A 14,187-nucleotide genomic window follows, 5' to 3' on the forward strand; every position below is an offset into this window, starting at 1 on the left:
GGAGTTGCTCTCATGAACCGTCGCCATTTGATTTCCACCACCGCTTTGCTCGTGATGTCGGGCTCGGTCTGGGCGCAGGCCTATCCCAACCGCGTGGTCAAGCTGCAGGTGCCTTTCGCGCCGGGCGGCACCACCGACATCGTGGCCCGTGTCATTGCCGAGCCCTTGGGCAAAGCCCTGGGGCAATCGGTGGTGGTTGAAAACAAGGCCGGTGGCGGTGGCGTCGTGGGTGCCAACGAGACGGCCAAATCGGCCCCCGATGGCTACAGCCTGGGTGTGGCCACGGTGTCGACCACGGCGGCCAACCCGGCCATCAACCCCAAGATCCCTTACAACCCGATCACCGATTTCACCCCCATCATCAACATCGCGGCCACGCCCAATGTGATCGCGGTGCACCCCAGTTTCCCGGCGCACGACTACAAAGGCTTTGTGGCCGAGCTCAAAAAGAACCCGGGCCGTTATTCCTACTCCTCGTCGGGCACGGGTGGCATTGGTCATCTGCAGACCGAGTTGTGGAAGAGCCTGGCGGGCGTGTTCATCACCCACATCCCTTACCGTGGCGCAGGTCCGGCCCTGAACGATACGGTGGCGGGGCAAGTGCCGATCATTTTTGACAACATGCCTTCGGCCATGCCCTTCATCCAGACGGGCAAGCTGATCCCCATCGTGGTGGCCGCCCCCCAGCGTCTGCCACAGCTGCCCAATGTGCCCACCTTCAAGGAAGTGGGGCTGGAGCCTGTCAACCGCATGGCCTACTACGGCATCTACGGCCCCAAGAACCTGCCCAAAGAGGTGATCGAAAAAGTCAGCGCCGGTGTGAAAAAAGCCCTGCAGGACCCGGCCGTGGCCAAACGCATCCAGGACACGGGCTCTTTGGTGGTGGGCAACTCGCCTGAGGAATTCGCTGCCCAGATCAAGGCCGAGTACGAGGTGTACAAAAAGGTCGTGGACCAGCAAAAGCTCAAGCTCGATTGATGCACCCCGACAGCCAGTCGGCCATCGACCGCTTTGCCGATGCCCTCTGGCTGGAAGATGGTCTGGCCGCCAACAGCCTGGCGGCCTACAAGCGCGACCTGTGCCTGTTTGCCAGCTGGTTGAACCTGAGCCATGCGCTGACGCTGGACCAGACGCAAGAGCACCACCTGCAGGCCTACTTTGCCGAGCGCCACGCCCAGAGCAAGGCGACCTCGGCCAACCGGCGGCTGACGGTGTTCAAGCGCTACTTTCGCTGGGCCCTGCGCGAACGGCTCATCCACACCGACCCGACCCTCAAGCTGCTCGCCGCCAAACAGGCGCTGCGCGTGCCCAAAACCCTGAGCGAGGCCCAGGTGGACGGTTTGCTGCGCGCACCCGATGACGCCACCGACCTGGGCCTGCGCGACCGCGCCATGCTCGAAATGATGTACGCCAGTGGCCTGCGCGTGAGCGAGCTGGTGCAACTCAAAACCCTGCATGTCTCGCTCAACGAGGGCGTGCTGCGCATCATGGGCAAGGGCGGCAAGGAGCGGCTGGTGCCCTTTGGGCAGGAGGCGCGCGAATGGCTGGAGCGTTACCTGCAGCAGGCCCGGCCCGCCTTGCTGGGGCCACGCCAGACCGATGCCCTGTTTGTCACCAGCAGCGGGCCCAAGCCGGGCACGGCCATGTCGCGCGTGATGTTCTGGAATTTGGTCAAGCGCTATGCGTTGCAGGCGGGCATCACCACGCCGCTGTCACCGCACACCCTGCGCCACGCCTTTGCCACGCATTTGCTCAACCATGGGGCCGATTTGCGGGCGGTGCAGATGCTGTTGGGGCACGCCGACATTTCCACCACCACCATCTACACCCATGTGGCGCGCGAGCGGCTCAAAACCCTGCACGCGCAGCACCACCCCAGAGGCTGAGCCTTCAGGTCAACCGAGCGCGGCCAGTTCGGCCTCTTCAAAGCCGGCCAGGCGCCGGGCCGCCATGTTGAAGGGTGGGCGCAGTTTGGGTGCGTCGTATTGGGCGATCAGTTCGGCATAGGTGCTGATGGGGTCAAGTTGGCGCTGGACGCACAAGTAGCGGAACCAGCGGTTGCCAGCGGCCACATGGCCGATTTCCTCTTCCAGGATGATGTCCAGGATTTCTCCGGCCCTGTGATCGCCGGTGCTCACCAGTTTGTTCTTGACGGCAGGCGATGCGTCCAGACCCCGGGCCTCCATGGTGCGGGGCACGATGCCGATGCGCGCCAGCAGGTCGTCCTGGGTGCGCTCGGCCATGTCCCACAGCGCGTTGTGCGCGGGAAAGTCGCCGTAGTCAAAGCCCATGCCCACCAGGTGGTTGCGCAGCAGCAAAAAGTGTTTGGCTTCTTCCTGCGCAATGCGCACCCAGTCGGTGTAAAACGCCTCGGGCATGCCCGCAAAGCGCCAGACCACGTCCAGCGCCAGGTCAATGGCATTGAGCTCGATGTGGGTGATGCTGTGCACCAAAATCGCTCGCCCCTCGGGCGTGGCCAGCGATTTGGCCTTGAGTGCGGTGTGGTGCACCAGTTCTGGCCGTGGGCTGCGGCCCGGACCTGGGGTGGTCGCGGTGAGGGTGTCTTGTGGCTGAACGGGCCGCGACAGGTCCAGGGCCAGCGTGGCCTGGGCTTTGGCCACCGGGTCGGTTTCGGACCAGGGGCCGAGGGCGGCTTGGCGCAAAGACAGCTGAGACATGGGAAGGTACGGGCAGGGTTAAAGACGCGTCTGGCTCACCCGGTGTGGTGGGCTTGCCTACAATTGTAGGATTCCCAGAAACAGCAAAGACCCGAGGAGACACCATGGCCATTTACCAACTCGATTCGCACACCCCTGATGTGGCTGAGACCGCATGGGTGGCCGACAACGCGCAGGTCATGGGGGCGGTCAAGATCGAAGCCAATGCCAGCGTCTGGTTTGGCGTGACCGTGCGCGGCGACACCGAGACCATCACCATCGGCGAGGGCAGCAACATCCAGGACGGCAGCGTCATGCACGCCGACCATGGCAAGCCCATTGTGGTGGGCAAGTACGTCACCGTGGGCCACATGGTCATGCTGCACGGCTGCAGCATCGGTGACGAATCGCTGATCGGCATCGGGGCGGTGGTGCTCAATGGTGCGAAAATCGGCAAGAACTGCCTGGTGGGCGCGGGCTCTCTGGTGACCGAGGGCAAGGAATTTCCCGATGGTTCCATGATCATGGGCTCGCCCGCCAAGGTGGTGCGCGAACTCAGCCCTGAGCAGATCGAAGGTCTGCGCCAGAGTGCCAAGCATTACGTCGAAAACGCCCACCGCTTCAAGGCTGGGCTGAAGAAAATTTCCTGAACCATCAAAGGAGCGCCCTGCGGGCGTGACCCCACATTGTCCGAACTCCATAAATTCATTTTCGAGGGCATGCCCGTGCGTGGCATGCTGGTGCGCCTGACCGACGCTTGGCAAGACATCCTGGCGCGCCGCGCAGCCAACTCCGAGACGGGGGCGTATCCCGTACCCGTGCGCCAGTTGCTGGGCGAGATGGCTGCTGCGGGTGTGCTGATGCAGGGCAACATCAAATTCAATGGGGCGCTGGTGCTGCAGATTTTTGGCGATGGCCCGGTCAAGGTGGGCGTTGTCGAGGTACAGCCCGACCTGAGCCTGCGCGCCACCTGCTCGCAGGTGGGCGAGGTGGCGGCTGACGCCACGCTCAGCCAGATGGTGAACGTGAACAACCAGGGGCGCTGCGCCATCACGCTTGACCCCAAGGACCGCTTGCCCGGTCAGCAGCCTTACCAGGGCGTGGTGCCGCTCTTTGGTGACCAGGGGGAGAAACTCGAAAACATCAGCGAAGTGCTGGAGCACTACATGCTGCAGTCCGAACAGCTGGACACCGTGATGGTGCTGGCTGCTGACGATCATGTCGCCATTGGCCTGCTGATCCAGCGCTTGCCCATCGAGGGTGAGGGCAATCTGGCCGGGCAGGTGGATTCGGTCGAACGCGAGGCCTTGCTGGGCCGCAGTGAGGATTTCAGCCGCATCGCGATCCTGGCCAAAAGCCTCAAGCGCGAAGAAATGCTCACGCTGGACGCGGAGACCATTCTGCACCGTCTGTTCTGGGAAGAGCCCATCGCCCGCTTCGAGCCCCTGGTGGGCGAGACTGGCCCCCGGTTTGCCTGTTCCTGCAGCCATGAGCGCGTGGGCAACATGATCCGCAGCCTGGGTGTAGCCGAGGCCGAGAGCATCATTGCCGAGCAAGGCCAGATCGAGGTGGGTTGCGACTTTTGCGGGGCCCAGTACCGCTTTGATCCGGTCGATGCGGCGGGCCTGTTCATCTCGCCCGTGGCGGTGCCTGGCGAGCCGTCCGTTCACTGACAGGGCTCAATCACCCCGCTGCAACAGCCCGGTGAACAGGCGGTGCTCGCAGTCGGGGTCGCTGCACTTTTCGCACAGCCAAGGCGTGCGGCCTTCGTTCAAGGCGTATTGCGCGTTCTGGCGGGTGTGCCAAGCCGCCTCGTCTTCGCCCGGCAGACCCAGCGCCAGCAAGGCGTTGTTCAGACGCTGGTGCCCCTGCCCATAGACCACCCGATAGCGCACACCCGTGTGCTCCAGCGCCTGGCGCACCAGCGTGTCGACCGGGCCACGCACATGAGGGCCGTCACGCTGCAGGCCATCGGCCACCCAGGGCAGGTCCAGGCCCGTCACCAGGGTGGTGTCAAACAGCTGCTGGTGGGCCAGGGCCATGGGGTACAGGCTCTCGTCGGCAAACAGCATGTGGCTGTAGACGGCGGTCATGAGTGGCGTGGTGTCTGAAATCACGACGCCCTGGCTGACAGACAACACCGCATCGGCTTGCGCCTGGGCAATGCCCATTTGCTCGTGTGGCTCGGGCGTACGCCCCTCGCGTTCGCACCAGCCGCGCAACACTTCGGGCACCCATTGCACGGCTTCGCCCCGCTGCGCGAGCACCTCGCTGAGGCTGCGCGCCAACCAGGACTTGCCGGTGCTCTCGGCCCCGACGATGGCGATGCGGCGCACGGGGCTCATGGCACTCATGGCGCTGTCAGTCGTTTTTGCCATTCACGCCAGCCCAGGATGCTCAGGCCGATGAACAGCACATACAAGGCCGTGGTCAGCCACAGGCCCTTGTAGGCAAACAGCCCCACGCTGAAGACGTTGACCACGATCCAGGCGAGCCAGTTTTCGATGTATTTGCGGCCCAGCAGGGCCTGGCCGATCAGGCTGAGGGCTGTGGGCAAGGCATCCGCCCAGGCCACATCGCTGTCGGTGTAATGCATGAGCAGCCATGCGATGGATGGCCAGAGCACGCCGAGTGCCGTGCCCACCACCCACCACCCACGCATGGGCAGCCGCTGGATGATGGAGACGGGCTGCTTGTTTTCGCCCAAGCGCCGCCACTGCCACCAGCCCCACAGGGCCAGCAGCGCAAACACCAGCTGCAAGCCGGCTTCGGCATACAGCAGGCTGTCCTTGAACACAAAAAAGTAAAGCAGGGAACTCAGGATGGCCAGTGGCCAGCTCCAGTGCAGCTCACGGATGCTGCACCCCACCATGGCCAGGGCCAGCACAAAGCCCACAGCCTCGGTCCAGGCGATCATTTGGCGATCTGGACGTAAATTTCGTTGGGCTTGACCATGCCCAGTTCATGGCGGGCCCGCTCTTCCACCATGTTCAGGCCTTCCTTGAGGTCGTTGACCTCGGCGCTGAGCTGTTCGTTCACGCGCCGGGCTTCCTCGTTGGCTTGCTTTTCCTGCTGGAGCTGGCGTTCCAGCTCCGCCACATTGCGCAGGCTGCCTCGCCCGAACCACAGTTGGGCTTGCACGATCACCAGCAAGGTGATCAGCAGGGCCGGGACGAGGCGGTTGCCCATACAGGTTTAACGCAGGTTGTAGAAAGCGCTGCGGCCAGGGTACACGGCCACATCGCCCAAGTCTTCTTCGATGCGCAGCAGCTGGTTGTACTTGGCCATGCGGTCCGAGCGGCTCATGGAGCCAGTTTTGATCTGACCGGCATTCAGGCCCACCGCGATGTCGGCGATGGTGCTGTCTTCGGTCTCGCCCGAACGGTGAGAGATGACGGCGGTGTAGCCCGCACGCTTGGCCATCTCGATGGCTTCGAAGGTTTCGGTCAGGGTGCCGATCTGGTTGATCTTGATCAGGATCGAGTTGGCGATGCCCTTGTCGATGCCTTCCTTGAAGATCTTGGTGTTGGTCACGAACAGGTCGTCACCGACGATCTGCACGTTCTTGGCCAGGCGGTCGGTCAGCACTTTCCAGCCAGCCCAGTCGCCTTCGGCCATGCCGTCTTCGATGCTGATGATGGGGTACTTGTCGCACCAGGTGGCCAACATGTCGGTCCACTGCTCGGACGTCAGGCTGATGCCGCCTTCCCCTGCGAGAACATACTTACCGTCCTTGTAGAACTCGCTGGCGGCACAGTCGAGGCCGATGGCGATCTGCTCGCCAGCGGTGTAGCCGGCCGCAGCAATCGCGTCCAGCACCATCTGGATGGCCGCTTCATGGCTGTCCACGTTGGGGGCAAAGCCGCCTTCGTCGCCCACGGCAATGCTCATGCCTTTGTCGTGGATGATTTTCTTGAGCGCATGGAACACTTCAGCGCCCCAGCGCACGGCTTCGCGGAACGACGGTGCGCCCACGGGGATGATCATGAACTCTTGCAAGTCCAGGTTGTTGTTGGCGTGTGCGCCACCATTGATGACGTTCATCATGGGCACGGGCAGCTGGTTGCCGTTCATGCCGCCAAAGTAACGGTACAGCGGCAGGCCGGACTCTTCGGCAGCGGCGCGGGCCACGGCCATGGACACGGCCAGCATGGCGTTGGCGCCCAGGCGGCTCTTGTTTTCGGTGCCGTCCAGGTCGATCAGGGTCTTGTCCAGGAACGCCTGCTCGGAGGCGTCCAGGCCCAGCACGGCTTCGGAGATTTCGGTGTTGATGTGCTCGACGGCCTTGAGCACGCCTTTGCCCAGATAGCGGCTCTTGTCGCCGTCACGCAGCTCGATGGCTTCGCGGCTGCCGGTCGATGCGCCCGACGGCACAGCGGCACGGCCCATCACGCCCGATTCCAACAGCACGTCGCATTCGACGGTGGGGTTGCCACGGCTGTCGAGGATTTCACGGCCGACGATATCAACGATTGCACTCATTTTTGAACTCTCTCAAATTGAAAAATAAAACTGGTTTGGGGCCAAGGGCTCAAACACCTTCGACCACGACCATGCGCATGATGGCAGCACCTGCGCGCGCCTCACGGGCCTTGAGGTACTCGGGCACTTCGTAAAAGGCCTTGGCCGCTTCATAGGTCGGGAATTTCAGAACCACGAGGCGCTCTGGTGTCCAGTCGCCTTCCAGCACTTCGAGTCGGCCGCCCCGCACACAGACTTCAGCGCCTGTGGCTTGCATGGCTGCGGTGGACCACTTTTTGTACTCTTCGTACTGGGTGGGGTTGGTCACCTGGACGTTGGCGATGATATAGCCGCTCATGCGAAGTTGTCTTCCAGGAAGGGGTTCTTTTTGGTGACGGAATCGAGCTGCACCAGGGTCTCGAGCAGGGCTTTCATTTGGCCCAGCGGCACGGCATTGGGACCGTCGGACCAAGCCTCGGCGGGCTTGGGGTGGGTTTCCATGAAGAGGCCTGCCACGCCCACGGCCACACCAGCGCGGGCCAGCACCGGCACCATTTCGCGGGCACCGCCGCTGCTGGTGCCTTGGCCGCCCGGTTTTTGCACCGAGTGGGTCACATCGAACACCACCGGGGCGCCGGTCTTGCGCATTTCCGCCAGGCTCGTCATGTCGGCCACCAGGTTGTTGTAGCCAAAGCTCACGCCGCGCTCGCAGGCCAGGAAGTTGTCTTCGGGCAGGCCGACTTCGCGTGCTGCGGTGCGGGCCTTGTCAATGACGTTCTTCATGTCCCAGGGGGCCAAAAACTGTCCTTTTTTGATGTTCACCGGCTTGCCCGACTGGGCCACGGCGCGGATGAAATCGGTCTGGCGGCACAAGAAGGCGGGGGTCTGCAGCACATCGACCACGCTGGCCACGGTTTTGACCTGCGACTCGTCGTGCACGTCGGTGAGGATGGGTACACCGATCTGGCGGCGCACTTCGTCCAGAATTTTCAGGCCCGCATCGATGCCCACCCCGCGCTGGGTGCTGCCAGAGGAGCGATTGGCCTTGTCGAACGAGCCTTTGTAGATCAGCGGGATGCCCAAGGCCGAGCAAGCCTCTTTGAGGCGACCGGCCACCTCGATGGACATCTCCAGACCTTCGATGGAGCAGGTGCCCGCGATCAAAAAGAAGGGTTGGTTCAGGCCAACGTCAAATCCGCAGAGTTTCATGGTGTGGCTCCTGTGAAGCGCCCAAGGTCAGGCTTTGGCCTTGTGTTCAATCGCCGCCTTGACGAAGGCGTTGAACAGCGGGTGACCATCCCAGGGGGTGGACTTGAATTCGGGGTGGAACTGCACGCCCACGTACCAGGGGTGAACCGTTTGCGGCAGTTCGACGATTTCGGTCAGCTGCTCGCGCTGGGTCAAAGCCGAGATCACCAGACCCGCTTTGCGCAAGTCGTCCAGGTAATTCACGTTGGCTTCGTAGCGGTGGCGGTGGCGCTCGGTGACCACATCGCCGTAGATTTGGTGTGCCAATGTGCCTTTGGCCACGTCGGAGCTTTGTGCGCCCAGGCGCATGGTGCCGCCGAGATCCGAGTTTTCGTCGCGCTTCTGGATCGAGCCGTCGGCGTCCTTCCACTCGTTGATCAGGGCGATCACCGGGTAGGGGGTGTCGGGCTCGAACTCGGTGCTGTTGGCACCCGTCATGCCGGCCACATGGCGGGCGTATTCGATGGTCGCGACCTGCATGCCCAGGCAGATGCCCAGGTAAGGCACTTTGTGGGTGCGGGCGAATTGGGCGGTTTCGATCTTGCCTTCCACGCCGCGCTTGCCAAAGCCGCCGGGCACCAGCACGCCGTCGAAGTTGGCCAGGCTGGCCACGGTTTCGGGGGTGATGGTTTCCGAGTCGATGTGCTCGATCTTCACGCGCACATGGTTGCGCATGCCCGCATGGCGCAGGGCCTCGTTGACCGATTTGTAGCTGTCTGACAGCTCGACGTATTTGCCCACCATGGCAATCGTGACTTCGCCCTTGGGGTTGGCTGTCTCGTACACCAGATCGTCCCAGCGCTTGAGGTTGGCCGGTTGGGTGTTCAGGCGCAGCTTGTCGCAGATCAGGCCGTCCAGGCCTTGCTCGTGCAACACGCGGGGCACTTTGTAGATGGTGTCCACGTCGGGCATGGAGATCACGCCCCAGCCTTGTACGTTGGTGAACAGCGAAATTTTTTCGCGCTCGTCGTCCGGGATGTAGCGGTCGGCGCGGCACAGCAGGGCATCGGGCTGGATGCCGATTTCGCGCAGCTTTTGCACCGTGTGCTGGGTCGGTTTGGTTTTGAGCTCGCCTGCGGTGGCGATCCAGGGCAGGTAAGTCAGGTGCACAAAGGCGGCGTTGTTGGGCCCCAGGCGCAGGCTGAGCTGGCGCACGGCTTCCAGGAAAGGCAGGGACTCGATGTCGCCCACGGTGCCGCCGATCTCGACGATGGCCACATCGACCGCTTCGGGCGTGCCGTAGCCCGCGCCGCGCTTGACGAAGTCCTGGATTTCGTTGGTGACATGGGGGATGACCTGCACGGTCTTGCCCAGGTAGTCGCCGCGGCGCTCTTTTTCGAGCACGCTTTTGTAGATCTGGCCGGTGGTGAAGTTGTTGGCCTTCTTCATCCGGGTGTTGATGAAGCGCTCGTAGTGGCCCAGATCCAGGTCGGTTTCTGCCCCGTCGTCGGTCACAAACACCTCCCCGTGCTGGATGGGGCTCATGGTGCCGGGATCCACGTTGAGGTAGGGGTCGAGTTTGATGAGGGTGACAGACAGGCCGCGCGATTCAAGCAAGGCAGCCAGAGAGGCGGAGGCGATTCCCTTGCCCAGGGAAGACACCACACCGCCGGTGACGAAGACGAATTTGGTCATGTCCAAGACGGGAGCCTGGAGCTCCCGGTAGGTGGAAATCGTGATTATAGACAGTCGGGTTCGGGGTTTTCCCGGTAAAGACCGAATCTTGCTTGTTTCCGCACTGGGCCCGGGGCTGACCGGTCGGGCTCATACTCGCTTCGCTCGCCAAATCGCCCGATCCGGACAGCCGCGACTCCAGCGCTGCGCTGCAACTGAACGTGCCCACACCCGTTTCGCTCGACAAATCACCCGATCGGCCCAGCCCCGGCCCCGAAGCGGCATGTTGGCTTGTCTCTGCTACATTCCCCGGCATGAGCACATTGGCTGGAAAACACATCGTTCTGGGCTTGTCGGGCGGCATTGCGGCTTTCAAGTCGGCTGAACTCTGCCGCGCCCTGGTCAAGGCGGGTTGCACAGTGCAGGTGGTGATGACCGAGGCGGCCGAGCAATTCATGACGGCCGTGACCATGCAAGCGCTGTCGGGCAGGCCGGTGTACACCTCGCAGTGGGACCCGCGCGAGGCCAACAACATGGCCCACATCAACCTGAGCCGCGAGGCCGATGCGATTGTGGTGGCCCCGGCCAGCGCCGACTTCATGTCCAAACTGTTGCATGGCGGTGCCGACGAACTGCTCAGCCTGCTGTGCCTGGCACGTCCAATCGACAAGGTGCCGCTGATCGTGGCCCCGGCCATGAACCGCGAGATGTGGTCCAACCCTGCTACCCAGCGCAATGTGGCGCAGCTCAAGGCCGACGGCATCCATGTGCTCGATGTGGGCCAGGGCGACCAGGCCTGCGGCGAGACAGGCGACGGCCGCATGCTCGAAGCCGAAGAGATTCTGGAAGACCTGGAGGCGTTTTTCACGCCCAAGGTGTTGGCAGGCAAGGCGGTGCTGGTCACCGCTGGCCCGACTTATGAGGCGATCGATCCGGTGCGTGGCATCACCAACTTGTCGAGCGGCAAGATGGGCTTTTCGATTGCCCGTGCAGCGCGTCTGGCCGGTGCCGATGTGACCTTGATCGCTGGCCCAGTGAGCCTGGCCACACCCCGAGGCGTCAAGCGCGTGAACGTGCGCTCGGCCCGCGACATGCTGCAGGCGGTGCAAGCCCACGTGCCAGAGCAGGGCGTGTTCGTCGCCACGGCGGCGGTGGCCGACTGGCGTCCGGCCAATTCGGCCGATCAGAAAATCAAGAAAGACGGCTCGGGTCAGACGCCCGAGCTGGGCTTTGTCGAGAACCCCGACATTCTGGCGACCGTGGCCCAGTCGGCGGCGGCGCGAAAAGGCGCGCTGTTTTGCGTGGGCTTTGCCGCCGAGAGCCACGACCTGCTGGCGCACGCCACGGCCAAACGCGCCCGCAAGCAGGTGCCGCTGCTGGTGGGCAACATCGGCCCGGCCACGTTCGGCCAAGACGATAACGCCTTGCTGCTGGTGGACGCCCAAGGCGCCCGCGAACTGCCGCACGCCAGCAAACAGGTGCTGGCCACCCAACTCATTGAAGACATTGCCCGGCGACTGGGCGGAACACACGCATGACCATGGACATCGACGTCAAAATCCTCGATGCGCGCATTGCCGCGCAAATGCCTACTTACGCCACACCGGGCAGTGCAGGGCTGGACCTGCGCGCCTGTCTCGACGCGCCCCTGACCTTGGCCCCCAACGCCTGGCAGCTGGTGCCCACGGGCATGGCCATTCACCTCAAGGACCCCGGTTACGCCGCCATGCTGCTGCCGCGCTCGGGCTTGGGCCACAAGCATGGCATCGTGCTGGGCAATCTGGTGGGCTTGATCGATAGCGACTACCAAGGCCAGCTCATGGTCAGCTGCTGGAACCGCAGCGATGTGGCCTTCACCATTGAGCCTCTGGAGCGCATTGCGCAGATGGTCATCGTGCCTGTGGTGCAAGCACGTTTCCATGTGGTGAGCGAATTTGATGCCGCGACCGAGCGCGGCGAGGGCGGTTACGGCTCCACGGGCAAAAAATAAAGCCTCATGTCAAAACCGCCTGCATCGACCGATGCAGGCGGTTTTTTGTTTGCGCATGGGATGCCCGCCGGCTCAGTGCAGCGTGCGGCCCTCGGATGCGTCGTGCTCGCCGACTTCGATGCGGAAAAAGCCCGTGCCGCAGGTGCCGCGGCCGATTTCTTCTTCGGTGGCGTCACGCACGCCTTCGACCTTCATGTGCAGGCGGATCGCGATGCCCGACAGAGGGTGGTTGCCATCCAGCACCACATGTTCGGGGTAGATCTCGGTCACGGTGTAGAGCGCATTGCGCGGCGCGTCCGGGTTGCATCCAGTGGGCAGGGCGGTGCCTTCGATGGTCATGCCTTCTTCCAGGTCTTTGGGAAAGAGGCTGCGGGGTTCCAGAAACAGCAACTGGTCATCGAAGTCGCCAAAAGCGTCTTCGGGTTCGATGTGCAGATCGACCTTGGCACCTTTTGAATGCCCTTGCAGGGCTTCTTCTATCTTGGGCAGCAGGTCTTTGCCACCGACCAGAAATTCCACGGGTTCGTCCAGGGTGTCGAGTGTTTCACCCAGTGTGTCTTTGAGCGTCCAGGTCAGTGCGACCACGCAAGCGTTGTTGATTTCCATAGGACAATTGTCGCAGTTTGGCGGCGCTGGCTCGCCGAGATTTCACACAAAACATGCGGATTCCCGATGAATATTGATCAACCTTTGGCTCTTTTGGGGGGCTTGACTCCCAGCCAGTTCATGAAGCGCCACTGGCAGAAAAAGCCTTTGCTGGTGCGCCAGGCGATTCCTGACTTCAAGCCCTGCCTGGACCGTGCGGCGCTGGTGGCTCTGGCGGGGCAGGACGATGTGGAGTCGCGTTTGATCGTGAGCTCGGACAAAGGCTGGAAGATGAAGCACGGCCCATTGCCGAAGCGCAGCTTGCCGCCTTTCAGCCAGAAGGACTGGACATTTCTGGTGCAGGGCGTGGACTTGCACCATGATGGTGTGCATGCACTGTTGCAGCTGTTCCGTTTTGTGCCCGATGCCCGTCTGGACGATTTGATGATCAGCTACGCCACCGATGGCGGCGGCGTCGGGCCGCACTTTGACAGCTATGACGTGTTCCTGCTCCAGGCCCACGGTCAGCGCCGTTGGCGCATTGGGCGTCAAAAGGACCTGAGCCTGCAGCCCGGTGTGCCACTCAAGATTTTGCAGAGCTTCGAGCCTGAAGAAGAGTTTGTGCTCAACCCCGGGGACATGCTGTACCTGCCGCCCAAGTACGCGCACGACGGCGTGGCGCAAGGTGAGTGCATGACCTGGTCGATCGGGTTCCGCTCGCCCCAGCAAGGCGAGCTGGCCCGCGAACTTTTGCTGGGCCTGGCCGACGAGGCGCCCGACAGCGTGGGCGAGCAGGTCTACCGTGATCCAACCCAGCCTGCGGTGGCGCAGCCGGGTGCCATTCCTGCCGAGTTGGTGACTTTTGCGCGCGAATCGCTGCAAAAGGCACTCAAGAACCCGCATCTTCTGGACAGTTTGCTGGGGGAGTATTTGACCGAACCCAAGGCCAAGGTCTGGTTTGAGCTCGGGCAGGAAGCCGGGGATCTGTCGGCAGGGGTGGTGCTGGATCGCCGCACCCGCATGATGTACGACGAACGGCACATTTTCATCAATGGCGAAAGTTTCCGTGTGTCTGGGCGAGATGCGCGCCTTTTGAGAACACTTGCGGACACACGGACGCTGGATGCACAGCAAATCAAGGCGCTGAGCGAGGATGCTTTGGCTGCCTTGGACGAATGGCAAGCCGATGGGTGGTTGAAAACCCTTTGAGGATCTACCCTGAGACACCCCATTTTGAAGGTTTCGTGTCAGTTTGTTGGTGTGCTAGGGAAAACGCTATAATCAGAGTCTGAGCAAAAGAGCTCGAGTGCTTTTGTCTCGGTCAGAACAACCTCCAGAGGTTGTCCCGACAATTTCCGGAAATTGTTTTAACCCTAAAAGGAACATCACCATGAACAAGTCTATCGTTTTGGCCGCCCTGATCGCTGCTGCTGCTCTGGCCGCTTGCGGTAAAAAAGAAGAAGCCGCTGCTCCTGCCGCTCCAGCTCCTGCCGTGGAAGCTTCTGCTCCTGCTGCTGACGCTTCTGCCGCTGCTGCTCCCGCTTCTGACGCTTCTGCTGCCAAGTAATTTGGGCTGCACTTCCCCCGCCTTAAGCTGGGGATGGGCACAAAAAAACCCGCCTCGGCGGGTTT

The 14,187-nt window shown here is 62.5% G+C and carries 17 protein-coding genes; 8 read left to right on the forward strand and 9 right to left on the reverse strand.

Annotation, left to right across the window (positions count from 1 at the left end; genetic code table 11):
* Positions 1-12 precede the first annotated feature (12 nt).
* Positions 13-978: a tripartite tricarboxylate transporter substrate binding protein BugE gene (locus IC609_RS09110; protein WP_191819189.1), complete on the forward strand. Its 966-nt coding sequence runs from the start codon at positions 13-15 to the stop codon at positions 976-978.
* On the forward strand, positions 978-1,886 hold the full coding sequence (gene xerD / locus IC609_RS09115; RefSeq protein WP_191819190.1) for a site-specific tyrosine recombinase XerD: 909 nt from the start codon (positions 978-980) through the stop codon (positions 1,884-1,886). Before IC609_RS09110 ends, xerD begins: the two co-directional genes overlap by 1 nt.
* Positions 1,887-1,895: 9 nt before the next feature.
* Here xerD and IC609_RS09120 read toward each other — a convergent pair whose 3' ends face one another.
* Positions 1,896-2,678, reverse strand: coding sequence for a ferritin-like domain-containing protein (locus tag IC609_RS09120; RefSeq protein ID WP_191819191.1), 783 nt, complete (start codon positions 2,676-2,678; stop codon positions 1,896-1,898).
* A 104-nt stretch (positions 2,679-2,782) separates the two neighbouring features.
* Here IC609_RS09120 and IC609_RS09125 point away from each other — a divergent pair, with 104 nt between their 5' ends.
* A complete protein-coding gene (locus IC609_RS09125) occupies positions 2,783-3,307 on the forward strand; it encodes a gamma carbonic anhydrase family protein (RefSeq protein ID WP_191819192.1) in 525 nt (174 codons plus the stop codon).
* 36 nt (positions 3,308-3,343) lie between these two features.
* Complete coding sequence (hslO, locus tag IC609_RS09130; protein WP_191819193.1) at positions 3,344-4,330, forward strand: Hsp33 family molecular chaperone HslO; 987 nt, start codon at positions 3,344-3,346, stop codon at positions 4,328-4,330.
* 6 nt (positions 4,331-4,336) lie between these two features.
* Here the strand turns inward: hslO and IC609_RS09135 are convergent, their stop codons facing one another.
* The 7 genes from IC609_RS09135 to IC609_RS09165 are packed head-to-tail and all read right to left on the reverse strand — an operon-like array spanning position 4,337 to position 10,001.
* A complete protein-coding gene (locus IC609_RS09135) occupies positions 4,337-5,011 on the reverse strand; it encodes an AAA family ATPase (protein WP_191819194.1) in 675 nt (224 codons plus the stop codon).
* Complete coding sequence (gene pnuC, locus IC609_RS09140; protein WP_191819195.1) at positions 5,008-5,574, reverse strand: nicotinamide riboside transporter PnuC; 567 nt, start codon at positions 5,572-5,574, stop codon at positions 5,008-5,010. The genes IC609_RS09135 and pnuC overlap by 4 nt, the downstream gene beginning before the upstream one ends.
* Positions 5,571-5,846: a septum formation initiator family protein gene (locus IC609_RS09145; RefSeq protein ID WP_191819196.1), complete on the reverse strand. Its 276-nt coding sequence runs from the start codon at positions 5,844-5,846 to the stop codon at positions 5,571-5,573. Before IC609_RS09145 ends, pnuC begins: the two co-directional genes overlap by 4 nt.
* 6 nt (positions 5,847-5,852) lie before the next feature.
* Positions 5,853-7,139: a phosphopyruvate hydratase gene (eno, locus tag IC609_RS09150; RefSeq protein WP_191819197.1), complete on the reverse strand. Its 1,287-nt coding sequence runs from the start codon at positions 7,137-7,139 to the stop codon at positions 5,853-5,855.
* A gap of 49 nt (positions 7,140-7,188) precedes the next feature.
* Positions 7,189-7,476 carry a DUF1330 domain-containing protein gene (locus IC609_RS09155; RefSeq protein WP_191819198.1) on the reverse strand — a complete coding sequence of 96 codons (288 nt, stop codon included), beginning with the start codon at positions 7,474-7,476 and terminating at the stop codon, positions 7,189-7,191.
* Entirely contained in the window at positions 7,473-8,327 is an 855-nt protein-coding gene (gene kdsA / locus IC609_RS09160) for a 3-deoxy-8-phosphooctulonate synthase (protein WP_191819199.1), read from the reverse strand. The genes IC609_RS09155 and kdsA overlap by 4 nt, the downstream gene beginning before the upstream one ends.
* Before the next feature lie 27 nt (positions 8,328-8,354).
* Positions 8,355-10,001 (reverse strand): CTP synthase, encoded by a 1,647-nt coding sequence (locus tag IC609_RS09165; RefSeq protein WP_191819200.1) that lies wholly within the window; start codon positions 9,999-10,001, stop codon positions 8,355-8,357.
* A 293-nt stretch (positions 10,002-10,294) separates the two neighbouring features.
* On the opposite strand from IC609_RS09165, the gene coaBC reads away from it, so the two are divergent.
* Positions 10,295-11,518, forward strand: a complete 1,224-nt coding sequence (gene coaBC, locus IC609_RS09170) for a bifunctional phosphopantothenoylcysteine decarboxylase/phosphopantothenate--cysteine ligase CoaBC (protein ID WP_191819201.1) — start codon at positions 10,295-10,297, stop codon at positions 11,516-11,518.
* 2 nt (positions 11,519-11,520) lie between these two features.
* A complete protein-coding gene (gene dut / locus IC609_RS09175; RefSeq protein WP_191819844.1) occupies positions 11,521-11,970 on the forward strand; it encodes a dUTP diphosphatase in 450 nt (149 codons plus the stop codon).
* Positions 11,971-12,042: 72 nt separating this feature from the next.
* Here the strand turns inward: dut and IC609_RS09180 are convergent, their stop codons facing one another.
* The gene (locus tag IC609_RS09180; protein WP_191819202.1) at positions 12,043-12,576 is read right to left on the reverse strand and encodes an FKBP-type peptidyl-prolyl cis-trans isomerase; all 534 of its coding nucleotides are present in this window, start codon (positions 12,574-12,576) and stop codon (positions 12,043-12,045) included.
* Between the two features lie 66 nt (positions 12,577-12,642).
* Here IC609_RS09180 and IC609_RS09185 point away from each other — a divergent pair, with 66 nt between their 5' ends.
* On the forward strand, positions 12,643-13,764 hold the full coding sequence (locus IC609_RS09185; RefSeq protein ID WP_191819203.1) for a cupin domain-containing protein: 1,122 nt from the start codon (positions 12,643-12,645) through the stop codon (positions 13,762-13,764).
* Between the two features lie 181 nt (positions 13,765-13,945).
* Positions 13,946-14,122 (forward strand): hypothetical protein, encoded by a 177-nt coding sequence (locus IC609_RS09190; protein WP_191819204.1) that lies wholly within the window; start codon positions 13,946-13,948, stop codon positions 14,120-14,122.
* Positions 14,123-14,187 lie beyond the last annotated feature (65 nt).

The organism is Limnohabitans radicicola, from assembly GCF_014837235.1.
GTDB lineage: Bacteria > Pseudomonadota > Gammaproteobacteria > Burkholderiales > Burkholderiaceae_C > Limnohabitans_A > Limnohabitans_A radicicola.